The following is a 22,779-nucleotide window of genomic DNA, read 5'->3' on the forward strand; positions in this document are numbered from 1 at the left end:
GTCATGCGAGATATTATAAGTCTCGGCAAGTTGTGTGCAGCTAATAGAGTTTGGTTCTGTCATGAGAAAGCCCATATAAATGGGTAATGTACAAGTTGCTGTAGAAGCATGTTTAGTTCGTCTGATCACAGATACGTTATAAAGTAGTTTGAGACTTTTTTAAATCCCTCAATGCGTAAGTCCTAAATCATTAATCTCTTCAATACCAATTTCATCAGAATCTTTGAAAGCTTGGCTAATCTGTGCTGCAATCGTTAAGAAAGGATCATCTAAATAATCATTCGCAAAGGCATCCAAATAAATGACATTGTGCTTTGTATCAGATAAATGCTTTGCCCAATGACGAACAAACCATGTTTTCCCCTCACCCCAGCGAGCATCCAAAGCCAATACAGCACCACACTGTAAACGGTCCACATAATTTGTAAGTTGAATACCTAAACGTTCACGATCCCAAAGGTCACCTTCCCACGCTCTTTGGATATTTTCAAATTCATCTCGTTGTATATTGACTTGATTCTTTATCATTGTTTATAAAATTCAGTTGTTTATTTTCGATTCATCATATCATTTTAATTTTTATAGACATAAAAAAACCCACTCAATCGGAGTGGGCTTTTTCAGAATATGGTGGCTATGACGAGACTTGAACTTGTGACCCCCGCATTATGAGTGCGGTGCTCTAACCAACTGAGCTACATAGCCTTAAACTGTGCGCGCATTATGGGTTTTTCTGTTTAGAACGTCAAGCCCATATTGTGCTGATTGATCAAAATTTGGTGAAGTGAGCCGATAAGCCGGGTTCTGTCGAGAACGATCATTCCTCTAGGCGTACAATCACTCATACGCTCAAGCGACCTACCCGGATCCAGCATGGGCCATGCCTAAAGGATCCCTATTTGGTCTTGCTTCCGGTGGGGTTTACCATGCCATGAACTGTTACCAGTCATGCGGTGCGCTCTTACCGCACCCTTTCACCCTTACCTCCGATTCCGATTACTCAGAACCATAATGAAGGCGGTCTACTCTCTGCTGCACTTTCCGTCGGCTCACGCCGCCCAGGCGTTACCTGGCACCTTGCCCTATGAAGCCCGGACTTTCCTCCCCTGCTTCAATCACGAAGATCTCCACAGCAGCGATCGTCTGGCTCACTTCGAGCCGCATAGTACCAAATCTGGCGACTAATTGCTTGATGTTTTTTGAGCAGTCAGTTTTTCATACTTGGCCTGAAGCTCCTCACGCGTCTCGGCATGGTTCGGATCAAGCGGGATACAGTCCACAGGACAGAATAACTGGCATTGTGGTTTGTCGTGATGCCCGACGCACTCTGTACATAAGTCCGGATTAATTTCATAGATGACGTCACCCATGAAAATTGCCTCATTCGGACAGACAGGCTCACAGACATCACAATTGATACATTCATCGGTGATATATAAAGACACTCTACCAACCTTGTTGAAGTTTACGCTCGAAGGCTTCAACCACGTTTGGCGGAACAAACTTGGTCACATCACCTCTTAAACGAGCAATTTCACGCACCAATGTGGATGAAATAAAAGAATATTGCTCTGAAGGAGTTAAAAATACCGCTTCAAAATGAGAATCCAGTTGACGGTTCATGTTGGCCAGCTGGAATTCATACTCAAAATCGGACACTGCACGTAAACCACGTAATACCGCTGTGGCATTCTGCTCGCGGAAAAAGTTCACCAGCAGGCCATCAAATCCTACAAATTCAACATTGTTCAAATGGCTTAATGACGTTTGGGCCAGTTCAACTCGTTCTTCCAGACTAAATACCGGGTTTTTATGATGTCCGATGGCAATTGCAACTACAACTTCATCAAACATCTTTGCTGCGCGGGTCACCAAATCAATATGGCCATTGGTGATCGGATCAAAAGTTCCCGGATAAATTACACGAGTTTTAGTCATCCATTTGTACTCTGTTTATTGTGTAAGTTTCCATTTTAACAAAATCTTCATTTTTTAGTGAAGAAACTCCATCAATTTAAACACTTCAACTCAATAAAAGTTACGGTACAATAGCTACAACTTTGGAAGTGTCTGATTATGGCGAAAGCAACTGTAGTTAAAAAAAATAACGGCGGAACGATTGCTCTGAACAAACGTGCCCGTCACGATTATTTTATTGAAGAAAAATTTGAAGCTGGACTTTCCTTGCAAGGCTGGGAAGTGAAATCCCTACGTGCCGGTCGTATGAGTATTGTGGAGAGCTATATCACCTTTAAAAATGGTGAAGCTTTCCTGTTCGGCGCACAGATTCAGCCTTTACTGAGTGCATCTACCCATGTTGTCCCTGAAGCGACGCGTACCCGTAAACTGCTGCTGAAACGCCGTGAAATTGAAAAACTCATGGGCGCGATCAACCAGAAAGGTTATTCCTGTGTACCACTGGCCTGTTACTGGAAAGGCCCGCATGCCAAGCTGGAAATTGCGTTGGTCAAAGGTAAACAGTTACACGACAAACGTGCATCTGAAAAAGATCGTGACTGGCAACGTGATAAAGCACGTATTTTCCATAAATAATGCCAGCAATAAAAAACCTCCAATTGATGGAGGTTTTTTTACAGATCGAATTAGGCTTTTAGATTCAGACGGGCCAATGTTAGGGCTATATATTCACCAAACCAGATCGCAGTTTGCAAATCCCCTTCCGGTGGTGTCACTTCAACAGGCGCATTGTCAGATTGGGTCATGAGGCCCAGAAAGCTCGACATGCGATTCAAATCGGTAGTGGAACGACCTGTCGGCATTAAAGGTAGCCCTGACCAGAGCATGCCATGCTGCATGGCAAACAGATTGATCTGCTGCAAGACAGCCAGCTTATCCCCACTTAAGCCACCACCATTGGTGAAGGCTGCTGCCAGCTTGCCCTGCCAGCTACGTGCCAGCCAGCGCTTGGACGACTGCTCCATAAATAACTTCATGGCAGAAGTCAGACTACCCATATAGGTCGGACAGCCAAATACAATTGCATCGGCAGCGTCCAGCACCTCCCAATCCACCTGTTCCACATTCATCATATGCACCTGGACACCAGTTTTTTGTGCGCCTTCGGCAATGAAGTTTGCCACTTTAGCCGTGTGTCCATAAGGACTGTGATAAACAATCGCAACAGATTGGGAAGATAGGGACATAACAATCAAAAACCAAGAATTTCAATCAAGTTTAACATTTTCATACCATAAACACGAATGTTGCCATGCGTCCGGTTTTGGCTTCACGGCGATAGGAAAAGTATTCATCCGCCTGACGATATGAACACTGATCGCCACCTAAAACAGTCTCAACACCCTGCTGCTGTAAGATGTAACGCGCAATCGCATACAGATCCGCATAGTATTTTCCGGCCTGTTCCCCTGCCTGAAATGCACTGTCCAGTTCAGGATATTTGGAACAGAAAGCTTCTTTTACTTCTGAGCCAATTTCAAAACAAGGCTGGCTGATCGCTGCACCGAGCCACGCCCAGGTAGGCTTGGATTGCATCGCGGCAATGGTATTTTCAACGATACCGCCTGCCAGCCCACGCCAACCCGCATGCAGATTGGCTACTTCAGTGCCTTCAGCATTACCCAGTACCACAGGTAAGCAATCTGCCGTCATCATCATCAAGGCATGGGCCTTGCGCTGTGTGACCAGGCCATCGCCGACCAATGCCTCGAAAGGCATCTGCTCATTGATGGTATGACAAATGGTGCTATGCGTCTGTGTCATCCAGGTAATTTTGTCCACACCAAAAGGCTGGAAGTCTTTCAATAGCTGGATGCGATGCTTCTGTACACGTGCAGCATCATCATTGACATGCAAAGCCAGGTTAAAGCCGGCCAGTTCTGGCTGGGCTGAAGGCTGTACCTGTTCATGATGAACACGGGTCTGACCCACATAAACGCCTTGAGGCAAACCTTGTACAAATTGCATGTCGCTTCCCTTTTAATGACTGCTAATAGAATGAAAATTAATAGGCCTTGTTTTCGCTACGCAGCACTTCAACCAGATTGGCGAAGTCTTCTGGCCATGGCGCATTAAAGGTCATTTCTTCTTTGGTACGTGGATGCTTCAGACCTAGTGTCGCTGCATGCAGTGCCTGACGTTTAAAACCACGCAAGGTGTCATCCAGCAATTGCGAAGCACCGGCTGGCATACGCACACGTGGCATATAGACCTGATCACCGACCAGACCATAGCCCAGGTAACTAAAATGCACACGAATCTGGTGCGTACGACCGGTTTCCAGACGTGCCTGAATACGGGTGAAATGCTGGAAGCGTTCTTTCACATTGTAGTGCGTCACCGCTTCCTTACCGCCTGGCAGGACTGCCATTTTCACACGGTCAACCGGATGGCGTTTAATCGGTTCATCAATGGTACCGCCGGCAATGATGTTGCCATACACGATCAGGTCATACACACGGTAAACAGTCTTTTTCTCAAGCTGTTTGCTAAGTGCAAACTGCGCTTCCAGATTTTTAGCGACAACCAATAGACCACTAGTATCTTTATCGATCCGGTGCACTAAACCTGCACGCGCCAGTTCAGAAGATTTCGGATAATGATGCAGCAAGGCATTGACCAGTGTACCAGTCATATTGCCTGCGCCCGGATGCACCACCATGCCCACTGGTTTGTTAATGACAATAATGTCATCATCTTCATAGACGATATCCAGTGGAATATCTTCAGGCAGGCTACGGGTTTGTGCCTCCAGTTCAACGTTTAAAGTCAGGGTTTCAAAACCGTCACTTTTAAATTTCGGCTTAACTGGTTGACCATTCACTAATAAATTGCCGTCTTTGATCCATTGCTTGAGCTTTTCTCGAGAAAAATCGCTCCAGACCATGGCCGCAATCTGGTCGATACGTTGCCCGATATAACTTTCATCCAATTGAAATTGCAACGATAAACGTGTTGCAGTTGCGTCTGAAGTATGGTTATCTGCATCCTCAGAATCTTCAAGTAAATTGAAATCAGTATCAGGGATATTAGAATTGGAAGATTGTGCTTGACTCATTTGCTCATTCAGACAAAAGTGGTTTAATAGTGCAATTGTAGCTCATTGCCCGTATTAACAGAGGAATTTTTATGTCGCTACCACATTATAAAATGACAATGCTTGCTGTGACGTTAGGCATTGCATCGGCAATGGTAGGCTGTAGCAGTAATCCAAAAAAAGAAGTCGTGGACAAAGGTCCAGAATCTAGCGAACAGGTTTATATCCAAAAAGCACAGAACGCGCTAGATCGCAAACAATATACTGATGCAGCAAAACAGCTCGAAGCACTGGAAACCTATTATCCAACCAGCCAGTATGCACCGCAGGCACAACTGGAACTGCTGTATGTCAAATTCCAGCAAAAAGATTATGAAGGTGCAGTCGCACTGGCAGAACGCTTTATCCGTCTGAATCCGCAACATCCAAATGTCGATTATGCTTACTATATTCGTGGCGTAGCGAATATGGAGCAGAACTATAATGGCCTGCTGCGTTATACCTCATTAAAACAGTCACACCGTGATGTGAGCTACCTGAAAGTGGCTTACCAGAATTTTGTCGATTTCATTCGCCGCTATCCATCAAGTACCTATGCTGTAGACGCGGCACAGCGCATGAAGTTTATCGGTCAGGAGCTGGCAGAAAGCGAAATGAATGCGGCTCGTTTCAATATCAAGCGTAAAGCATATCTGGCTGCTGTTGAACGTGGTTTATGGGTAATTGAACACTATCCACAAACTCCACAAATTCCAGAAGCGCTGGCAACCGTTGCTTACGGCTATGACAAGCTAGGTGACAAAGCCACAGCACAGCAATATATCGAAGTACTGAAACTGAACTATCCAGGTCTGGTGAATGCTGATGGTACTGTGAACCTGCGTGCAGCACGTAGTGAAGGCAGTTTCTTCAACCGTGCGACTTTGGGTATTTTCGGTAAAGAAGCCAAAACCGTGACCGATACGTCTAGCCAATCATCTGAAGCACAGGCAGAAAAACGCAGTTTGACCAATCGCATGACGTTTGGTCTACTCGATCGTCCAAAAACCTCTGAAACTGAGCTACCTGAACCGACTGCTGAATAAGCCAACTGTTACAGGTGCATTTTTGCAAAGGGCAAGTTATCATACTTGCCCTTTTGCATTTTCTGAGCAATGCTTGAACAAATTGTGCAAACAGGTTATACCAATTAATTCATTTATAGCGTTGGATAAATCATCCTGCTCTTAATTTTCAATGATTTAACACCTAAATAACGCAGCACGAGAAGCTTAGCAAACCATGGCCATTCCTCAGCATACGATTGATCAGATTCTCGATCGCACCGATATTGTCGATGTGATTGGTCAATACGTGAAACTAAAAAAAACTGGCCGTACCTATTCGGGTTGTTGCCCTTTCCATCAGGAAAAATCTCCTTCTTTTCACGTCTATCGTGACAAGCAGTATTTCCACTGCTTTGGCTGTCAGGCCAACGGCAATGCCATCCGCTTTTTAATGGATATTGGCAGCCGCAATTTCATTGAAGTGATGAAAGACCTGTCTAGCCAGACCGGAATTGAACTGCCTAAAGACAATAAAGATTCCAACCGCTTAAAATACAAACGCGAAGCCAAACCAAAACCGGTTGCTACGCCACCAGTAAAAACTGCGGATACATCTACAAATCCAGTATCAGAACAACCTGCTTATTTTGATCCATTTGCTGAAATTCAGGCACCTGAAGCTGAATTTTATACAGATGATCCTTTTGCCGCTTTTGAGCAAATGCCTGCAGCAGAAGCACAAGCAGATGGCAACTTATACGACCTGCTGGAGAATATCACGCAGTTTTATGAGCGCCAATTACCCAATAGTCCAAGTGCCCAGCAGTATTTTAAACAGCGTGGTCTGACCGCAGAAACGATTGCCTACTGGCGACTCGGGTATGCACCGGAAGACTGGCAACATCTGGAAAAAGCCTTTCCGCAGGATATTGAAGGTCTCAAACTTTTAGGCCTGATTCGTACTAGCGATAGTGGCCGGGATTTTGACCTGCTCCGTGATCGGGTCATCTTCCCGATTCGTGATAGCAAAGGTCGCGTGGTTGGTTTTGGTGGTCGTGCACTGAATGACGAGATCAAACCGAAATACATCAACTCACCCGATTCAGAAGTTTTCCATAAAAACCAGTTACTATATGGCCTGTATGAAGGTCGCAAGCAGAAAGCTCAAGACTGGCTGATGGTGGAAGGCTATATGGATGTCATTGCCTTGCAGCAATATGGCATTCATGGTGCAGTAGCTACTTTGGGAACAGCAAGTAATACTGATCACCTAAATATTCTGTTCAAGCAGAATAACCGGATTACCATTGCTTTTGATGGTGATGCGGCCGGACAAAAGGCTGCACGCCGTACTCTGGAAATTGCTCTACCCTTACTGAATGATGGGCGTGAGCTCAAATTCTTTGTCCTGCCGAATGACCATGATCCAGACTCCCTGATTCGTCGTGAAGGCATTGAAAATTTCCGACGTCTGCTGGATCAGGCACCTCTACTCTCTGACTTTGTCTTTGCTCATCTCACCCAAAATCACGATATTGCAACGCCAGAAGGTAAAAGTCAGGTCATGGGCGAGCTGCGTCAATTAACCGAATTGTTGCCAAAAACTGGCTCATTTCGTTATCTGCTACAGCAGTTCTTCCGGGAAAAACTCGGTTTTAGCCGCAAATGGCAACCCAAAGTCAATAATGATGCATCTCTAAGCTTTAGTACCAAAATTGATGCCGAAGAGTATGTCATTGCGATTTTGCTAAATCATCCGTATCTGTATATTCATTTTGAACCATTACGCGCACTGGTCAGTGAAGATCAGCTGTTGTTCAAGATCCTGAATATATTTAATGTGATTTTTGATGAATTGCCGGATGATCCGGAATTGTCGACCTATTATGTACTCGGTGCCTGTGCTGCACATCATCATGAGTTACAGCATATCCTGCAACATGCCAATGTCAGTGATTACACCTCTTCTCCTGAGCAGGCAGATAAACTGGCGGCAGACTTCTCAATCAAGCTGCAATATCAATGCTTACAACACAAACTGAAATCGAAAAAGTTTAGTAGCATCGCGGAGATGAAAAATCTCAAAATGCGGATTTATGAAATTGATAAAAAACGTTCCATGACCTTACTCGAAGATTAAAAATCATGAAAATAAAAAAGGCGTTTATTTTAAACGCCTTTTAAATATCGGGAAATTAACTCAAGATCATCTTAATGTTTAACCTTACGGCGATGCTGTACCACGTCCTGTAAACTGTTCTGTAGCATTTCAAAATAGCTTGGATCTTCAGCTTTGGCAGCTTCACGCAGTATGATTGAGGTCGGATGCAGAAGTTTTTGGGTCAAACGATGCGAAAATTCGGCCAATACTGTTTCAGCATTTTCACCTTTAGCGATGCGTTGCATAGCGGTCGCCAGTTCTTCCTGACGCAAGCTTTCCCCATAATCCCGGTAAGCATGAATCGTACTACCCGCTTCGCTCACCTTCTGCTGGGTGATCAACTCAGTCGCAAGTTGATTGACCATCACTTCCGCTTCGACCGCTGCCTGACGACGCTGTGCCAGGTTTTCATCGATCACGCTTTGCAAATCGTCTACACCGTAGAGATAAACTCCATCCAGCTTTTCAACTTTTGGATCAATATCACGCGGTACAGCCAGATCGACCAACAGCATCTGCTGGTAACGGCGTTTCTTTAAGGCAGCTTTGACATCCGGATAGTGAATAACTTGATGCAAACTACCGGTACAACTGGAAATCACATCTGCACGATGCAAGTTTGCTGCCAGCTGATCAAAATCAATAATTTCTACATCTGCACGATGCGCGATTTCCTGCGCCAGATTCTCTGCACGAGCACGAGTCCGGTTACAGATAATGATTTTTCCAACGCCCATTTCTACCAGATGTTTGGCCACCAGACTGTTCATTTCCCCGGCGGCTACCACCATCACAGTCAATTGCTCAGGTCGGCTAAATACTTGCAATGCTAATTGTGCGACTGCATAGCCCATCGATACTGCATGACTGCCGACTGCTGTTTCCGAGCGTACACGCTTAGCTGCATAAAAGGCATATTCAAAGATACGATTCAGGTTTTGCGAAACGGTTTTAGATTCTTTTGCAAGAGAGAGTGCGGTTTTGACCTGTCCCAGAATCTGCGGTTCACCGAGCATTAGGGAGTCGAGACCACTGGCGACACGCATCAGATGAGTGACGGCTTGCGCATTTTCATAGCGATAAACGTGATTCTGTAATTGCTTGGGATCAATACCATTGGTCTGGGCGAGCCAGTTCAGCACCATGTCGACATTGTCCGACATCGCGTAAACTTCGGTCCGGTTACATGTAGACACCACCACCATATCATTCAGTACAGGGTGCTGGCTTTGCTCGGCAAGTAAAATGCTTAACTTTTCAGGGTTAAAAGCAATCTTTTCGCGCAGCTCTACAGAGGCAGTTTGATGGTTGACACCCAATGCAAAGAAAGACATATCAGGTCATCATTTCACTAAATTTATGCTATTGTGCAACATCGGTGTCATAAAAAGCATTACTTGGATAAAGAAAAATTGCGTCTAACAACTAGCCGTATAAACGGCCCTACCATTAAGCAATATTCTACCACATTCTTGCTGGTGGTTAGCATGGCTTCAACTGCTCATCTTTATGCAGCAGAAGCAGTTTACCATGCAAATCAAAATTATGATGCGATAAAACAAAGTATGATAGCCGAGTTCGCACTCGCCTATCGCGATATTCCAAACGCTTTACACAACTATACTGTGCTGGCCATTAAAAGCAATTCCACTGCGGTTAAACAGCGCGCACTCAATATCACCCTCGAACATGAAGACCTGAATGCAGCGCTGGATATTTCTACCCATTGGGTGGTTCAGGAGCCGCAGGATGTTCCGGCATTATTCTATCTGGCGCATATTGCTTTAAAAGCACATGAGTACGAACTAGCGGCAGAAACACTGGAAAAGATCCTGAAAATTGATGATAACGCCGATCTGGAAGAAATTTTGGCCGGGATTGCTCCAGATGAGCCGGATGACCGTGAATATTTAATTCAGGCTCTAAGTACTAGTAAAGCCAAAGACAATCCTTCAATTCTAGTGCTGGTCGCCGGTCTGGAAGCACAAAAAGGTCAGCTAGAACAGGCTCTCAATACCATTAATCGCGCCCTAAAAAAACGTCCAAAATCAACTGGCTATATCCTGATGAAAGCCAATCTGTTGGCGGCATTGGGTGATGATGCGGAAACGTTGAAATGGTACGAGAAAGCCAGTCGCAAACATCGCAACAACATGGATATACGTCTGGCTGAGGTTAAATACCTGATCAAGCTGAATGAAGCTGAAAAGGCCTTACAGAAACTAGAAGCGATCCTGAAAAAATCACCACAACACGAAGAAGCGTTGTTTATTGCCGGCTTAACCAGTATTGACCTGCAGCAATATGAACGGGCCGAAAAATATCTGGTTGAGCTCCGCTATTCAGCTCAGTACCAGAATGAAGCCTATTACTATCTGGCAGTCAATGCAGAACGCAAACAGCATTATGAAACCGCCAAGGCATATTACCGCCTGGTGGATGGCAGCCTGTATACGGTTTCACGACGCAATATCATTGCGATCTTTGCCGAGCAGGATAAACTGCATGATGCACTGCGCTTTCTGACTCAGGAACGGGTCAATTATCCGCAACATGCCAGTTTCCTGTATCTGGCTCAAGCGGATATTCTGAAACGCATGAATAATAAGAATGCAGCAATCCGGATTCTGGAAGAAGCCAGCAAAAACCTGCCGGATGATCCGGAACTGGTCTATGCTCAAGTCTTGTTGCTAGATCCACATGAAGATCGTGATCAACTGGATCAGCTGTTAAAAACCCTGCTTAAAATTGAGCCGAATAGTCCAACCTATCTGAATGCTTATGCCTATACACTGGCGCGACAAAATCGCCGTCTGGATGAAGCACGGCGCTATGCTGAACAGGCACTGGAATATGCGCCAGAACAGGCTTCTATTCTGGATACCTATGGCTATATCTGTTACCTGCAAAATGACTTTGCCACGGCTGCCCAAGTGCTGCTTAAAGCCTATGAACTGAATCCAAGTGCGAAAATTGGCGTCCGTTATGCACGTTCGCTTTATATGAAAGGTGATCTACAACAATTCCATCAAGTGTTACAACAATTACAACAAAACCATCCAAATGACCCAGAATTAAACCAACTTAATTCGCTATTGTTAGCACCACAATCCTGAACGAGTCCATTCTTTTATGCGCAACATAAGTACTTTAGGCTGCTGTTTCATTACTTCTACTGCCCTGTTCATGAGTGGCTGTCAGCAAATGGTTCAGCAAAAAGCGCCTGTCACGCCATCGGTACAGGCTGAAAACCAGTTCCAGCTGCAAGGTAAAATCGGGGTACGTACACCTCAGCAAAGCGGCAGTGCCTTTTTTACCTGGGTGCAGCAGCAGGAAGAGTTTGATATTGAACTGACTGGTATCTTAGGTGCCGGAAAAACCCAGATTTCAGGTACTCCTGGTCAGGTAACTTTGAATAGTGCCAAAACCGGTCTGATCAAGGCAGCAACGGCAGAAGAACTATTGCAACGTGCAACAGGCTGGCAAGCCCCGATTAGTCATTTAGTCGATTGGGTACAGGCACGTCCTGCGACACAATCTGCCCAGATCCAGAAAGACAGCTCACAGCGTATCAGCCAGATTATTGAACAAGGCTGGACGGTAGATCTGAGTTATAACCAGCAGGCAACTGTTCCAAACCGCTTGATTTTAAAGCAGTCGCTTGAGAATGGGGGTGAAAACCGTATTACAATGGTGATTCAAAACCGTTAACTGGTCTGATGCAAGCCTATGATGATTCGTGTTCCCTCACCTGCAAAACTGAACTTGTTTCTCCATATCACCGGTCGCCGTCCGGATGGTTATCACGAGCTGCAAAGTATCTTTCAGTTGATAGATTTGTGTGACTGGCTAGAGTTTGAGCAAACAGATGATCAGCAGATTCAGATTGAAGGTCTAGCCTCAGTCGATTTGGAACAGAATCTCATCTATCGTGCAGCGCAGATTTTGCAGCCTTATGCCAAAACGCCTTCTGGTCTGATCATTCGACTAGAGAAAAATATTCCCATGGGTGCAGGTCTTGGTGGTGGCTCATCCAATGCAGCAACGACCTTGATTGTGCTGAATCAGTTATGGCATTGTGGCTTAAATTCTGAGCAACTGGCAGAGCTCGGCGTCAAGCTGGGCGCGGATGTGCCTATTTTTGTTCATGGTCGCAATGCTTGGGCTGAAGGTATTGGTGAACACTTAACATTCATAGACTTAGATCAAAAACAGTTCATTGTGTTAAAACCTGACTGTTTTATCAGCACTCAACAGCTTTTTTCACAAAAAACGTTGACAAGAGACACGAAGCCCTCTAAATTTTGCGCCTATCAGATAAAGCCATCTGATTTCGGAAATAACTTTGAGCCAGTGGCAAGAAGCCTATATCCAGAAGTCGATGAGGCAATGCAATATCTCGATCAATTCGGTGTTGCAAAGCTTACAGGTACAGGTGCTTGTGTTTTTATCGAAGTAACTGATGATATGAATGTGACCGACATTCTTGAGAATGCGCCATGTAAATCTTACTTGGTGAACAGTCTACAAGAATCGCCATTACATCATTTCAAGGTTCAATAGGGGTATCGCCAAGTGGTAAGGCACCGGGTTTTGATCTCGGCATCCGTTGGTTCGAATCCAGCTACCCCTGCCATTATTCACCTGTAGATGTACTGTATTAGGGGTATCGCCAAGTGGTAAGGCACCGGGTTTTGATCCCGGCATCCGTTGGTTCGAATCCAGCTACCCCTGCCATCTTACAGTTCATCAAATCTAGGGGCGTCGCCAAGTGGTAAGGCACCGGGTTTTGATCTCGGCATCCGTTGGTTCGAATCCAGCCGCCCCTGCCATTTTCTCGAAAAAAGACAGAACATCATTTGCTGTAAGACTGTTAATTTACCTTGACACAATACCGCAAAAATATTAAAGTTCTGCCGCATTAGGGGTATCGCCAAGTGGTAAGGCACCGGGTTTTGATCCCGGCATTCGTTGGTTCGAATCCAGCTACCCCTGCCATCTACTTCCATACATACCAACCGCCAAGGGTGCTTCATGCCCAATCTTGTCGTTTTTAGTGGAACCGCGCATCCACAATTCGCTCAAAAAGTCGTAAGTCACTTACATATTCCTCTAGGCGCTGCCTCTGTAGGCCAGTTCTCTGATGGCGAAATTGCTGTTGAGATTACTGAAAATGTTCGTGGTAAAGACGTATTCATCGTACAACCTACTTGTGCACCGACCAATGATAACCTGATGGAAATCCTGGTCATGGCTGACGCGTTACGCCGTGCAAGTGCTGGTCGTATTACTGCCGTGATTCCTTACTTCGGTTATGCCCGTCAAGACCGTCGTCCCCGTTCAAGCCGTGTGCCGATTACTGCAAAAGTTGTTGCAGATATGCTGACCACTGTAGGTATTGACCGTGTGGTGATGATTGATCTTCACGCTGACCAGATCCAAGGTTTCTTCGATATTCCTGTAGACAACATCTACGGTACGCCAGCCCTACTTGCTGACTTACGCCAACAACAGCATCATAACCTGATGGTTGTTTCTCCTGACGTAGGTGGCGTAGTTCGTGCTCGTGCTGTTGCGAAACAGATGGGTGATATCGACCTGGCGATCATCGATAAACGTCGTCAAAAAGCGAATGAATCACAAGTGATGCATTTGATTGGTGATGTGAAAGATCGTGACTGTGTGATCGTTGATGACATGGTGGATACTGCTGGTACGCTTTGTAAAGCTGCTGATGCGTTGAAAACTTTCGGTGCCCGCAAAGTGGTTGCTTACGCGACTCACCCAGTATTGTCTGGTAAAGCACTCGAAAATCTGAAAAATTCTGTGATCGATGAACTGGTTGTGACTGACACCATCCCTCTTTCAGAAGAAGCTTTAGCTCTTGGCAAGATTCGCCAGGTTTCAGTTGCAAGCATGGTTGCTGAAACAATTCGTCGTATCAACAACGAAGAATCTATTAGCGCAATGTTCGATTCTTATCTATAATAGTGTGCTGAATTCCCAAAGCCCTGCCATTTGGCGGGGCTTTCTATCACCGGATCGGTCGCAGGTCCGGTTCATTTAAAACTTAAATAGGATGTCTATCATGGCAAACTTCGTATTAAACGCAGAAGCACGTGAAGTAGCACAACAAGGGAAAGGTTCGAGCCGCCGCCTTCGTCATGCTGCTAAAGTTCCAGCTATCATCTATGGTGGCGAAGCTGCTCCTGTAGCTGTTTCTCTTGAACTTCGTCAGCTTGTTAAATTCTTAGAAAGCAACTCATTCTTCGAAGAAGTAATCGAAATTGATGTAAACGGTAAAGTTGAAAACGTTAAAATCCAAGCGTTACAACGTCACCCAGCTAAAAACACTCCAATGCACGCTGACTTCAAACGCGCATAAGTGTTAATGGTGTAGATTAGTGTCAAATATTTCACTGATTGTAGGTTTGGGCAACCCAGGTTCTGAGTATGCTCAAACCCGCCATAATGCAGGCTTCTGGTTTGTAGAACGCCTTGCAGATCAATATGGCATTAGCCTTAAAAAAGACCCTAAATTCAATGGATTCAGCGGTCGTGGCAATATCGAAGGTCAAGACGTCCGTCTCCTTCTACCTACCACATTCATGAACCTTTCCGGTAAAAGTGTTGTTCCTTTCGCCAAATTTTACAATATCGCACCCGAATCAATCCTGATTGCCCATGATGAACTGGATATGAATCCAGGCATTATTCGCCTGAAGACTGGCGGTGGTCATGGTGGACATAACGGTTTACGCGATATCGTGCCGCATATTGGTCCGAACTTTCATCGTCTACGCATTGGTATTGGTCACCCAGGTTCTAAAGACCGTGTTTCTGGTCATGTCCTGAGTAAAGCACCAAGCAGTGAACAAGAGTTAATGGACGATGCAATTGCCCATGCACTTGCTCGCGCCAAAATGCTGGTGAACGGTGAAGTACAACAGGCAATGAATCAAATCAATGCTTATAAACCGAACTAAACATTCATAAATTGCTGGACAATTCCGCTTGCCTTGCTGGCCATTTAGGCGCAAAATGCGCAAGCCTACCCACTTATCCAGTGTCGTAGAAATTGATTCAACCATAAGATCAAAGTCTTAGGTCAACTAAGGGGACGCTAGCCATGCTATCTCGTTTATTAAAATGCAAAATTCATCGCGCTTTTGTTACACATGCGGAATTACACTATGAAGGTTCATGTGCAATTGATGGCGTTTTGATGGATCTAGCTGGCATTCGTGAATACGAAGAAATTCATGTTTGGAACGTGACCAATGGTAAGCGTTTTACTACTTATGCCATTCGTGGTGAAGATAATTCAGGGATTATTTCTGTGAATGGTGGTGCTGCACACCAGGCTGATGTTGGCGATATCGTAATTATCGCAACATTTGGTGATTTCACTGAAGCTGAAGCCAATGCTCATAAACCACGTCTGGTTTATGCCAACCCGGATAACACTGTGAATCACACTGCAAATTGCATTCCGGTACAAGTTGCCTAAGCTGGTTCGACAAGATTCTAAAAAGCTCGCTTCTTGCGGGCTTTTTTTATGGGTTGATTAAAATAGGATTAGCTCCCCTGCCACCAGCTTTTTCGGTTCTCACAGTTTAAGGACTTAAGATTTTGATCTACCAGGTCGGCTAACAAAGCTTCTCCATTTTCTTTTATCTTTAATTCAGCGAATTTAGCATTACGATAACAAGGCTCAAGCCCTTCGGCAAACATAAAACTGTTGGTAGCCGGATATAAGCCTTCAAAGGTATTCTGCGGATTTTTCAGAATTAATTGCGCTGAGCGTGGCTGATCTAACGCACTTCGATCAAAACTGGATTTGACAACTCTTCCTTTCTCATCAAGCTGTACATAGCTTAGTACACAGGACTGATTTTCGAAATCTTGAATACTGATTTTAGGTTCTGATTGTTCTAATCTCTTCTCCGCTGCTAGCGCACTAAAATGCAGATCATAATTCAGAACCATGTAATCCCCTTGCAAAATTGATCGCGGATCTACTGGTGCCAGTTCTACATAAATACTTTGGCTATCTCGAAGATGCCATTCATGTTGCGCAATCAATCCACAAAATAAGGCGATACTGAAAATAGCCAGATGCAAAGGAAGAAACTTTTTCATCTTGCCTCTCCTTCCTCATATTGTAGTTTTGACTCCTTTAAAATATAGGTCAGCAACAAGACCAGTATCCCTGAAGCAAAGATACTAATACTTTTAAACAGAAAGCTTAAACCCAGATTGTAATACAGCATCCATAACCAGAAGATCAGCAATAAAATGGTAAGTGTCTGTATAAGTCGTTGCTGATAAACTACTGCCCATGCCATAAGCAGCATAATGATAAAAATCTCAAAATAGCCCAACAGAATAAGTAAGATGCCAAATACAGGAATTAACCAAAGCCATTTTTCACTAAATTGCTGCCAGTTTTGCCAAATTAAACTCAGTAGTAAGAAGCTCGGAAGAACATAAAACAGCAGAACGTGGTCAAAGCTAATCTGCCCGGCGCCCTGCCAGTGCTCTAATCTAGTCACAGATTGAACCGCGGCTGAACCTGTCAGCATAGCGATGATCCAGAGCAGAATACTTTTCTGATAAATTGAGGACTGCCAATATCTAGCGGTTAGGAATAGCCCGATAAAAATGACATAGTTCAAGCTTAGGGCAAGCGTGATTACGATATCATCATGCTTAAAGGAGTTCTCTAATGCCAAAACGACAATTGCTAAAGCATGAGCTATCAAGAGCTGTAAGGTCAGAATGAACCAGTGCAGCCGTTTGATCACAGTCAGAGCCAGCATCATTAATTGCAACAACCACACTATAAACAGACTATCGGTGAGCAGTTCTGTATGAATCAGCACAGCAGCCTGTCCACATACCCATAAGCAATAGGCAAACTGACGTAGAAATATGGAATTCTTTTGACTTAATAATTTCCAAGCGATGCCAATAAAAATGAGACCTAAAACAATTGAAACCGCTTTCCAATAGGTCAGCAATAGGATTGCCAGAATAATCCCAGCAATCCAGGCACCGAGTGCCAAAGGAATGACGGAGAATTTGGTTTGAGGAAATATTTTCTTGAGCGCAAAACTGATCAGCGCAAACCAGCCAAAGATCAGCATTGCCAAGATAAATAAATCAGCTGCTGAATTGGTAAGCCGATCGTCCAACAGTTCAAACAGCCATAGGCTCACACTGGCAGCCAAGCCTGCAATCAATAAAATGGTTTCTAATGCCTGATGCTTACGATAAAAATAAAATGCAGCACCGGCTGGCAGAACAACTGAAGAAGCCAGATAGATCAGCTGAAAATGATGGGTAAACTGCATCATACTGCTGATCGAAATCATGATAATGAATGCAATAAACAGATATCGCAGCAATGGGTAATAACGTATGACAAAGGCAAAACTAATGGCTGTCAGTAGATTCAAAGTCAGTAGATACAACCCTTCTGCCCGTATCATCCAGAAACTTTGTTTAAAGTAAAAATACAATGCCAGCTGAGTGACCACACAAAGCATGGCAAAAATATCGATATTGGATCGATATAGCCACGGCAAGAGTAATACAGCCCAGAGCAGAAATAACTGATAACTATCGGCACCAGTCTGATAGATCTGCCCAATCACAGCCAGACTTAAGCCCAGCATCAGGCCAGACAAGGTATCCAGACTCTGTCTGATCCATTCCCGCTGATTAAAGTAAATGCTGGCTATTGCACTACAGACTAAAACCAGCATTGGAATTGCAAGTTGAACCTGATTCGGTAGCATCCACCAGTTCGCAGCCATTAAATACAGCAAACTGACTGCAATCAGCGCAACGCCCAAAATATTGAGATAACGCAAAACCTTTGCATCACAAAACAGCAAGGGAGAAAATGGATTATTATGGATCAGCTCGGTTTTCTTCATTGTCAGAATGATTGGTCAATTTCTATTCTTAATAGCAACATAACATGTTTCCAGTTTTTTGCTAAAAGGCTGTAGTAATTCAAATAATCTGTTTTGCTTATCTGAAATTCTGCAAATTCGTGACTGGCCAAACTATACCATCTTTTAAAAACCAGGACTATAATGATCCCACATCGCTTCAGGGCGGGGTGAGATTCCCCACCGGTGGTAATTTCAGGGTAGTAAATCTTTCTATTTCTGAATCAGCCCACGAGCGGTCAATTTCAATTGATCTGCAGATCTGGTGTAAATCCAGAGCCGACGGTATAGTCCGGATGAAAGAAGACGAAAGCAGTACATCCTGTTTTATGCCTGGCATGAAACTGTTTTGCTATAAGCCTATTTTCACTATGTCCTGAAATGTTCAATCGTACTTTTACTTTACGTGAGCGTTTCAATGTCAAGTTTGATTCAACCCGAAATTTTCTTTTCCGCTTTAGCTCCCGCTGAACAGCGCATCCAACAAGCACTCGAAGACATCCGCCAAGGCAGACCTGTTCTGGTGATGGATGACTTTGACCGCGAGAATGAAGCCGACCTCATCGTTGCTGCAGAGACTTTGACTGTAGAAACCATGGCACGCATGATTCGCGATGGTTCCGGTATTGTCTGCCTGTGCCTGACTGATGAACTGGCCAATCATCTAGAACTGCCGCCAATGGTACAGGATAACTCTAGCCAGTTTAAAACTGCATTTACTGTAACGATTGAAGCTGCAGAAGGTGTGACGACTGGTGTATCTGCCAAAGACCGTACCACCACAATTAAAGCAGCCATTAAAGACGGTGCTGTCGCCAGTGATCTGAATCGTCCAGGTCATGTCTTCCCTTTACGTGCCCGTGAAGGTGGTGTGCTGACCCGTCGTGGTCATACCGAAGGTACGATTGATCTTGCACGTCTGGCGGGTTTAAAACCTGCCGGTGTTCTGTGTGAGCTGACCAACCCAGATGGCACGATGGCTTCTGGCATTCAGGTATTGTCTTATGCACAGACACATCAGCTGACCGTGATCACCATTGATGAACTGGTGCATTACCGCCAGCAGCACAATGTCTAAGGCGTAAAGATAAAAAATCCCGGCTTAAACCGGGATTTTTATTTTATATAAATATTTTTAGATGAGTACAGATAATATTCCATAGACTGCGACTACCAATAAAATCAAACCGCACAAACCAAGCAAATAAGGATACAACCTGGATTTAGCAAAGCGTTGAAAGCCTAAATAAACTAATGATAGGGTCAAAAAATCCAGAACAATCCAGCTGATCGTTAGAATTACTAAACTGGAATCTAAGTTTGGAGTAATGCCGATAAACTGCGGGAAAAATGCAGCAAAGAAAATAATATCTTTGGGATTGGAGATCCCCACCAGAAAACCGGTTCGAAATCCTCCCTGTACTGGTTGCAAACCTTGTGAACTGGTTGGACCCTGCTCTTGCCAGACTTCCCGGAAAATCTGGATTCCTAGCCAGGCAATATATAAACAGCCAAGTAGCTTGATGCCATTCAGCCAGTTTTCATTAATCACTAATAAGCCTTTTAAGCTAAAAATAGATAAGGTGATCAATACCAGAGAAGCAAAATTCGTCCCGAAAATGGTCTGTAAAGCATCTTTATAGCCACCTTTCAGTCCAGTACTGGCAACTAGTAGCATAACAGGCCCAGGTGTGGCAATCATGATGACGACGGCCAGACAATAGAGAGCATATTCACTGATATTCACGCCATTTCCTCAGCTATCATGATTTTTTAATAAAAAAGAGGACTTATTCGTCCTCTTCCTGCATCTGAATCAGGTGCTGGCTCATCCCATCCGCCCGTAAAAAGGCCAGGTCATAACTGGCTTTGGCGAGTGCCAGTACCCGACGCTCGAATTCATCCCAAAGCGGACGTACCTGTTTGTAATGAATGCCTAAACCGCTTTCATCAGTAAAATGACGGTTCTTTTCACAGAGTTTCAAGGCATGGTAAAGCTTACGGCCCTTAGTCGCATCTTCACGCAGACGCACCCGTTTAGACAGGACAAATGTTTCCACTTTGGCCAGATTTGCCATCGGCAGCATCGGGACCAAAATCTGATCTAGCTGTGCATCCAGCCGCTGCCAGACCGCAGTATGTTGATCTGCGTTATAACTATTCCAGTGAATCACTTCATGATTAAAACGGCGGCAACCACGACAGACCGCATCACCAAATACGGTTGAGCAACGCCCTGCGCAAGGGGTCAAAGATGCAATACGACGATCCGAACTCAAAACTTACTCCAACTGTGCTGCAACTTCCAGCATCTGCATCATTGCATCAAAATCCTGGGTCGGCATGACTATACACGCTCTCCCTATCGATTTGAAGTCCGTTAAAACCCGGCCTTTTACTCGCTTATTCATTCAAATCACGTTAAAATATGCGCCTTTCAAATTATCATGCTACGTTGGAGTATTCCATGAACGCTACTGTAGAACAGCTTGCACCTGTAGAACAGCAAGCGACGACTGGTTGGGTTGTTGCCGCACTTTATCAATTCAAAGAAGTTCAAAACCCTGAAGGTCTGCAACAACGTCTTTTAGACTTGGTAAAAACCATCAACCTTTGCGGTACTCTAATTGTGGCAGGTGAAGGCATTAACGGTACCGTTGCGGGTAACCGTGAAGCCATCGACAAAGTACACCAGTTCCTGCTGGATGAAGGCTTCAACGAAATGGAATATAAAGAGTCGCATAGCTCTGACAAACCATTCCGTAAAATGAAGATCAAGCTGAAAAAAGAGATTGTGACTTTAGGTGTGCCGGTTAAGCCACGTGATCTGGTTGGTCATTATCTTGATCCTAAAGAATGGAATGAGCTGATTGCACGTGATGATGTGATTCTGGTGGATACCCGTAATGATTACGAATATAAAGCCGGTACCTTTAAAGGCGCAATCGATCCGAAAACTGAAACTTTCCGTGAATTCCCTGAATACGTGAAAAAGAATCTGGAACAGCACAAGGACAAGAAAATTGCCATGTTCTGTACCGGTGGTATTCGCTGTGAAAAATCAACTTCTTTATTGCTTCAGGAAGGCTTTAAAGAGGTGTATCACCTGAAAGGCGGTATTCTGAAATACTTGGAAGAAACTCCAGCTGAAGAAAGTCTGTGGGAAGGTGAATGTTTCGTATTTGATGGCCGTACTGCGGTTACACATGGTGTGGAAGAAGGTCAAAATACCAAATGTCATGCGTGTGGCTGGCCATTAACACCTGAAGAAGCAGCGCTGCCAAGTTATGAACACGGCGTATCTTGTGTGTACTGCATCGATAAAACCACCGAGAAACAAAAAGAAGGTTTCCGTATGCGTCAATCGCAAATTCTGGCTGCAAAACGTAAACGTCTCTAACTCCAGTTTTGTAACCAAAAATATCTAAGCCCTCTTCGGAGGGCTTTTTATTTACATAAGCTTTACATCTGCAATAAAAAACTTACCAATCCCTTACCAAGAACAGCATATTTTTACAGCCAAGCTTGATAGTCTTATATCACATTACTTTGTTACCATAAGTCCTTCATTATTAATTAATTTTTTAAATGAAAAGGAAAACAAAATGGCCAATTTACTTGCTCGGGATCCAGATAATATTGTTAGATTCCAACCTAAAGAAAATACAAAACTGGAACGTATTACCCAAATGACAGATGAGCTGGAAGCAGAATCACATCTGTTTATTGTGATCTTGGGAACTATCATTGGTGCCATTCTTGCCCTGTTTATCGGCTACCATATTGAGGCTACAGTAGCACATTATTTACTGCTCAGCGCTCTGCCAGTTTGCCTGGCTTACAGCTTACGTAAAGTTTACATTTATACCTTAACACATAGTTAATCCGCACTTGGCCATTTATATAACTTAACTTTACCCTCTTAAAAATACTGCTTAGGATACAAGCAGTATTCTTTATTTTGCCAATTTTATGAATCTGACTGAATGGATTATTTCTGTCATGGAACAGCTGGGCTACTGGGGCATTGCCCTGCTCATGTTTCTTGACAATGTCTTTCCCCCGATCCCCTCTGAAATTATTATGCCTTCTGCCGGCTATTCCGCTTCTCAGGGAGATTTACTGCTGGTTGGAGTCATTATTGCAGGCAGTATCGGTTCGTTATTGGCAGCGGCATTGCTCTATTGGATTGGCTACAAATTTAACCACGACAGTATTTTCAGATTCATAGACCGATATGGAAAATTCTTGTTTATCAAATCTGAAGACGTGAAAAAATCTCTGGAATGGTTCGAGCAGTATGGACACCGGATTGTATTCTTTGGCCGGATGGTTCCGGCAGTACGTTCCCTCATCAGTATCCCGGCCGGCATGAGCCATATGCCTTTCTGGAAATTCATGTTCTATAGTGGACTAGGTACTGTTATCTGGACCACGTTCCTGGCCTGTGTCGGTTTTTATTTTGGTGAAAATCAGGAATTGATGCACAAAATCTTCAGTCAGGTCAGTTATGTGATTATTGCGATTGTCGTGATCATCGTGGGATGGGTTTTATACCGTAGACATCAACGTAAAAATCGCCCATCCTGAAGAGAC

The 22,779-nt window shown here is 44.3% G+C and carries 25 protein-coding genes, 5 tRNA genes, 1 other RNA gene, 2 pseudogenes and 1 riboswitch; of the genes and pseudogenes, 18 read left to right on the top strand and 15 right to left on the bottom strand.

Annotation, left to right across the window (positions count from 1 at the left end):
• The 6 genes and pseudogenes from F897_RS17535 to coaD form a co-directional block, all read right to left on the bottom strand.
• Positions 1 to 129: pseudogene (locus F897_RS17535) on the bottom strand (IS701 family transposase); the annotation flags it as partial.
• A 57-nt stretch (positions 130 to 186) separates the two neighbouring features.
• Positions 187 to 528: pseudogene (locus tag F897_RS14120) on the bottom strand (P-loop NTPase fold protein); the annotation flags it as partial.
• 100 nt (positions 529 to 628) lie between these two features.
• A tRNA-Met gene (locus tag F897_RS14125) sits at positions 629 to 705 on the bottom strand.
• Positions 706 to 777: 72 nt separating this feature from the next.
• Positions 778 to 1,155: RNase P RNA component class A (rnpB, locus tag F897_RS16820), an RNA gene on the bottom strand.
• Between the two features lie 26 nt (positions 1,156 to 1,181).
• Complete coding sequence (locus F897_RS14130; protein WP_034581081.1) at positions 1,182 to 1,445, bottom strand: YfhL family 4Fe-4S dicluster ferredoxin; 264 nt, start codon at positions 1,443 to 1,445, stop codon at positions 1,182 to 1,184.
• 1 nt (position 1,446) lies between these two features.
• Complete coding sequence (coaD, locus tag F897_RS14135) at positions 1,447 to 1,938, bottom strand: pantetheine-phosphate adenylyltransferase (protein ID WP_004784820.1); 492 nt, start codon at positions 1,936 to 1,938, stop codon at positions 1,447 to 1,449.
• A gap of 138 nt (positions 1,939 to 2,076) precedes the next feature.
• On the opposite strand from coaD, the gene smpB reads away from it, so the two are divergent.
• Positions 2,077 to 2,553: an SsrA-binding protein SmpB gene (gene smpB, locus F897_RS14140; protein ID WP_004784822.1), complete on the top strand. Its 477-nt coding sequence runs from the start codon at positions 2,077 to 2,079 to the stop codon at positions 2,551 to 2,553.
• Between the two features lie 50 nt (positions 2,554 to 2,603).
• Here smpB and F897_RS14145 read toward each other — a convergent pair whose 3' ends face one another.
• From F897_RS14145 to rluD, 3 genes are read right to left on the bottom strand one after another with little or no spacing between them, the layout of a single operon-like run.
• Entirely contained in the window at positions 2,604 to 3,164 is a 561-nt protein-coding gene (locus F897_RS14145) for a flavodoxin family protein (RefSeq protein WP_005236845.1), read from the bottom strand.
• Positions 3,165 to 3,204: 40 nt separating this feature from the next.
• A complete protein-coding gene (gene pgeF / locus F897_RS14150) occupies positions 3,205 to 3,945 on the bottom strand; it encodes a peptidoglycan editing factor PgeF (RefSeq protein WP_005236847.1) in 741 nt (246 codons plus the stop codon).
• 37 nt (positions 3,946 to 3,982) lie between these two features.
• Positions 3,983 to 5,035, bottom strand: coding sequence for a 23S rRNA pseudouridine(1911/1915/1917) synthase RluD (gene rluD, locus F897_RS14155; protein WP_004784827.1), 1,053 nt, complete (start codon positions 5,033 to 5,035; stop codon positions 3,983 to 3,985).
• Positions 5,036 to 5,106: 71 nt separating this feature from the next.
• On the opposite strand from rluD, the gene F897_RS14160 reads away from it, so the two are divergent.
• Positions 5,107 to 6,099: an outer membrane protein assembly factor BamD gene (locus F897_RS14160; RefSeq protein WP_005236848.1), complete on the top strand. Its 993-nt coding sequence runs from the start codon at positions 5,107 to 5,109 to the stop codon at positions 6,097 to 6,099.
• A 196-nt stretch (positions 6,100 to 6,295) separates the two neighbouring features.
• A complete protein-coding gene (locus F897_RS14165; protein ID WP_005236850.1) occupies positions 6,296 to 8,200 on the top strand; it encodes a DNA primase in 1,905 nt (634 codons plus the stop codon).
• A 71-nt stretch (positions 8,201 to 8,271) separates the two neighbouring features.
• On the opposite strand, the gene hemA is transcribed toward F897_RS14165, so the two are convergent.
• Positions 8,272 to 9,555, bottom strand: a complete 1,284-nt coding sequence (gene hemA, locus F897_RS14170) for a glutamyl-tRNA reductase (protein ID WP_005236852.1) — start codon at positions 9,553 to 9,555, stop codon at positions 8,272 to 8,274.
• A 78-nt stretch (positions 9,556 to 9,633) separates the two neighbouring features.
• Between hemA and F897_RS14175 the strand changes: the two genes are divergently transcribed.
• From F897_RS14175 to panD, 11 genes are all read left to right on the top strand, one after another.
• A complete protein-coding gene (locus F897_RS14175; RefSeq protein ID WP_005236853.1) occupies positions 9,634 to 11,337 on the top strand; it encodes a tetratricopeptide repeat protein in 1,704 nt (567 codons plus the stop codon).
• A 16-nt stretch (positions 11,338 to 11,353) separates the two neighbouring features.
• On the top strand, positions 11,354 to 11,932 hold the full coding sequence (lolB, locus tag F897_RS14180; protein ID WP_005236854.1) for a lipoprotein insertase outer membrane protein LolB: 579 nt from the start codon (positions 11,354 to 11,356) through the stop codon (positions 11,930 to 11,932).
• Positions 11,933 to 11,953: 21 nt separating this feature from the next.
• Positions 11,954 to 12,784 (top strand): 4-(cytidine 5'-diphospho)-2-C-methyl-D-erythritol kinase, encoded by an 831-nt coding sequence (gene ispE, locus F897_RS14185; RefSeq protein ID WP_034581219.1) that lies wholly within the window; start codon positions 11,954 to 11,956, stop codon positions 12,782 to 12,784.
• Positions 12,783 to 12,857, top strand: a tRNA-Gln gene (locus F897_RS14190). Before ispE ends, F897_RS14190 begins: the two co-directional genes overlap by 2 nt.
• A gap of 26 nt (positions 12,858 to 12,883) precedes the next feature.
• A tRNA-Gln gene (locus F897_RS14195) sits at positions 12,884 to 12,958 on the top strand.
• A gap of 20 nt (positions 12,959 to 12,978) precedes the next feature.
• Positions 12,979 to 13,053 (top strand) — tRNA-Gln (locus F897_RS14200).
• Between the two features lie 91 nt (positions 13,054 to 13,144).
• Positions 13,145 to 13,219 (top strand) — tRNA-Gln (locus F897_RS14205).
• A 36-nt stretch (positions 13,220 to 13,255) separates the two neighbouring features.
• Positions 13,256 to 14,209 (top strand): ribose-phosphate pyrophosphokinase, encoded by a 954-nt coding sequence (locus F897_RS14210; RefSeq protein ID WP_004784839.1) that lies wholly within the window; start codon positions 13,256 to 13,258, stop codon positions 14,207 to 14,209.
• Between the two features lie 100 nt (positions 14,210 to 14,309).
• Positions 14,310 to 14,606 (top strand): 50S ribosomal protein L25, encoded by a 297-nt coding sequence (gene rplY, locus F897_RS14215; protein WP_005236856.1) that lies wholly within the window; start codon positions 14,310 to 14,312, stop codon positions 14,604 to 14,606.
• Positions 14,607 to 14,625: 19 nt separating this feature from the next.
• Positions 14,626 to 15,207 (top strand): aminoacyl-tRNA hydrolase, encoded by a 582-nt coding sequence (pth, locus tag F897_RS14220; RefSeq protein WP_005236857.1) that lies wholly within the window; start codon positions 14,626 to 14,628, stop codon positions 15,205 to 15,207.
• 143 nt (positions 15,208 to 15,350) lie between these two features.
• A complete protein-coding gene (gene panD / locus F897_RS14225) occupies positions 15,351 to 15,731 on the top strand; it encodes an aspartate 1-decarboxylase (protein WP_004784844.1) in 381 nt (126 codons plus the stop codon).
• A gap of 68 nt (positions 15,732 to 15,799) precedes the next feature.
• On the opposite strand, the gene F897_RS14230 is transcribed toward panD, so the two are convergent.
• Positions 15,800 to 16,363: a GDYXXLXY domain-containing protein gene (locus F897_RS14230; RefSeq protein ID WP_005236859.1), complete on the bottom strand. Its 564-nt coding sequence runs from the start codon at positions 16,361 to 16,363 to the stop codon at positions 15,800 to 15,802.
• The gene (locus tag F897_RS14235; RefSeq protein ID WP_005236860.1) at positions 16,360 to 18,165 is read right to left on the bottom strand and encodes a DUF2157 domain-containing protein; all 1,806 of its coding nucleotides are present in this window, start codon (positions 18,163 to 18,165) and stop codon (positions 16,360 to 16,362) included. The genes F897_RS14230 and F897_RS14235 overlap by 4 nt, the downstream gene beginning before the upstream one ends.
• A gap of 171 nt (positions 18,166 to 18,336) precedes the next feature.
• Positions 18,337 to 18,495, top strand: a riboswitch (FMN riboswitch).
• Between the two features lie 106 nt (positions 18,496 to 18,601).
• On the opposite strand from F897_RS14235, the gene ribB reads away from it, so the two are divergent.
• Positions 18,602 to 19,261: a 3,4-dihydroxy-2-butanone-4-phosphate synthase gene (gene ribB, locus F897_RS14240; RefSeq protein WP_005236861.1), complete on the top strand. Its 660-nt coding sequence runs from the start codon at positions 18,602 to 18,604 to the stop codon at positions 19,259 to 19,261.
• 57 nt (positions 19,262 to 19,318) lie between these two features.
• Here the strand turns inward: ribB and F897_RS14245 are convergent, their stop codons facing one another.
• From F897_RS14245 to F897_RS18075, 3 genes are read right to left on the bottom strand one after another with little or no spacing between them, the layout of a single operon-like run.
• Positions 19,319 to 19,930, bottom strand: coding sequence for a LysE family translocator (locus F897_RS14245; protein ID WP_005236862.1), 612 nt, complete (start codon positions 19,928 to 19,930; stop codon positions 19,319 to 19,321).
• A gap of 43 nt (positions 19,931 to 19,973) precedes the next feature.
• On the bottom strand, positions 19,974 to 20,462 hold the full coding sequence (locus F897_RS14250) for a DUF1289 domain-containing protein (protein ID WP_004784856.1): 489 nt from the start codon (positions 20,460 to 20,462) through the stop codon (positions 19,974 to 19,976).
• A 3-nt stretch (positions 20,463 to 20,465) separates the two neighbouring features.
• On the bottom strand, positions 20,466 to 20,594 hold the full coding sequence (locus F897_RS18075; RefSeq protein WP_257218376.1) for a hypothetical protein: 129 nt from the start codon (positions 20,592 to 20,594) through the stop codon (positions 20,466 to 20,468).
• A 56-nt stretch (positions 20,595 to 20,650) separates the two neighbouring features.
• Here F897_RS18075 and trhO point away from each other — a divergent pair, with 56 nt between their 5' ends.
• From trhO to F897_RS14265, 3 genes are all read left to right on the top strand, one after another.
• Entirely contained in the window at positions 20,651 to 21,583 is a 933-nt protein-coding gene (gene trhO / locus F897_RS14255) for an oxygen-dependent tRNA uridine(34) hydroxylase TrhO (protein ID WP_005236863.1), read from the top strand.
• A 205-nt stretch (positions 21,584 to 21,788) separates the two neighbouring features.
• Positions 21,789 to 22,067: a hypothetical protein gene (locus F897_RS14260; RefSeq protein WP_005236864.1), complete on the top strand. Its 279-nt coding sequence runs from the start codon at positions 21,789 to 21,791 to the stop codon at positions 22,065 to 22,067.
• An 88-nt stretch (positions 22,068 to 22,155) separates the two neighbouring features.
• Positions 22,156 to 22,773: a DedA family protein gene (locus F897_RS14265; protein ID WP_005236865.1), complete on the top strand. Its 618-nt coding sequence runs from the start codon at positions 22,156 to 22,158 to the stop codon at positions 22,771 to 22,773.
• Positions 22,774 to 22,779: the final 6 nt, after the last annotated feature.

This window comes from Acinetobacter variabilis, assembly GCF_000369625.1.
Taxonomy (GTDB): domain Bacteria; phylum Pseudomonadota; class Gammaproteobacteria; order Pseudomonadales; family Moraxellaceae; genus Acinetobacter; species Acinetobacter variabilis.

What these genes read in the sequence shown, in the direction of transcription:
- coaD (WP_004784820.1), bottom strand. Translation starts at nt 1,938, where the DNA reads ATGACTAAAACTCGTGTAATTTATCCGGGAACTTTTGATCCGATCACC.
- smpB (WP_004784822.1), top strand. Translation starts at nt 2,077, where the DNA reads ATGGCGAAAGCAACTGTAGTTAAAAAAAATAACGGCGGAACGATTGCT.
- F897_RS14145 (WP_005236845.1), bottom strand. Translation starts at nt 3,164, where the DNA reads ATGTCCCTATCTTCCCAATCTGTTGCGATTGTTTATCACAGTCCTTAT.
- pgeF (WP_005236847.1), bottom strand. Translation starts at nt 3,945, where the DNA reads ATGCAATTTGTACAAGGTTTGCCTCAAGGCGTTTATGTGGGTCAGACC.
- rluD (WP_004784827.1), bottom strand. Translation starts at nt 5,035, where the DNA reads ATGAGTCAAGCACAATCTTCCAATTCTAATATCCCTGATACTGATTTC.
- F897_RS14160 (WP_005236848.1), top strand. Translation starts at nt 5,107, where the DNA reads ATGTCGCTACCACATTATAAAATGACAATGCTTGCTGTGACGTTAGGC.
- F897_RS14165 (WP_005236850.1), top strand. Translation starts at nt 6,296, where the DNA reads ATGGCCATTCCTCAGCATACGATTGATCAGATTCTCGATCGCACCGAT.
- hemA (WP_005236852.1), bottom strand. Translation starts at nt 9,555, where the DNA reads ATGTCTTTCTTTGCATTGGGTGTCAACCATCAAACTGCCTCTGTAGAG.
- lolB (WP_005236854.1), top strand. Translation starts at nt 11,354, where the DNA reads ATGCGCAACATAAGTACTTTAGGCTGCTGTTTCATTACTTCTACTGCC.
- ispE (WP_034581219.1), top strand. Translation starts at nt 11,954, where the DNA reads ATGATTCGTGTTCCCTCACCTGCAAAACTGAACTTGTTTCTCCATATC.
- F897_RS14210 (WP_004784839.1), top strand. Translation starts at nt 13,256, where the DNA reads ATGCCCAATCTTGTCGTTTTTAGTGGAACCGCGCATCCACAATTCGCT.
- rplY (WP_005236856.1), top strand. Translation starts at nt 14,310, where the DNA reads ATGGCAAACTTCGTATTAAACGCAGAAGCACGTGAAGTAGCACAACAA.
- panD (WP_004784844.1), top strand. Translation starts at nt 15,351, where the DNA reads ATGCTATCTCGTTTATTAAAATGCAAAATTCATCGCGCTTTTGTTACA.
- F897_RS14230 (WP_005236859.1), bottom strand. Translation starts at nt 16,363, where the DNA reads ATGAAAAAGTTTCTTCCTTTGCATCTGGCTATTTTCAGTATCGCCTTA.
- F897_RS14235 (WP_005236860.1), bottom strand. Translation starts at nt 18,165, where the DNA reads ATGAAGAAAACCGAGCTGATCCATAATAATCCATTTTCTCCCTTGCTG.
- ribB (WP_005236861.1), top strand. Translation starts at nt 18,602, where the DNA reads ATGTCAAGTTTGATTCAACCCGAAATTTTCTTTTCCGCTTTAGCTCCC.
- F897_RS18075 (WP_257218376.1), bottom strand. Translation starts at nt 20,594, where the DNA reads ATGAATAAGCGAGTAAAAGGCCGGGTTTTAACGGACTTCAAATCGATA.
- trhO (WP_005236863.1), top strand. Translation starts at nt 20,651, where the DNA reads ATGAACGCTACTGTAGAACAGCTTGCACCTGTAGAACAGCAAGCGACG.
- F897_RS14260 (WP_005236864.1), top strand. Translation starts at nt 21,789, where the DNA reads ATGGCCAATTTACTTGCTCGGGATCCAGATAATATTGTTAGATTCCAA.
- F897_RS14265 (WP_005236865.1), top strand. Translation starts at nt 22,156, where the DNA reads ATGAATCTGACTGAATGGATTATTTCTGTCATGGAACAGCTGGGCTAC.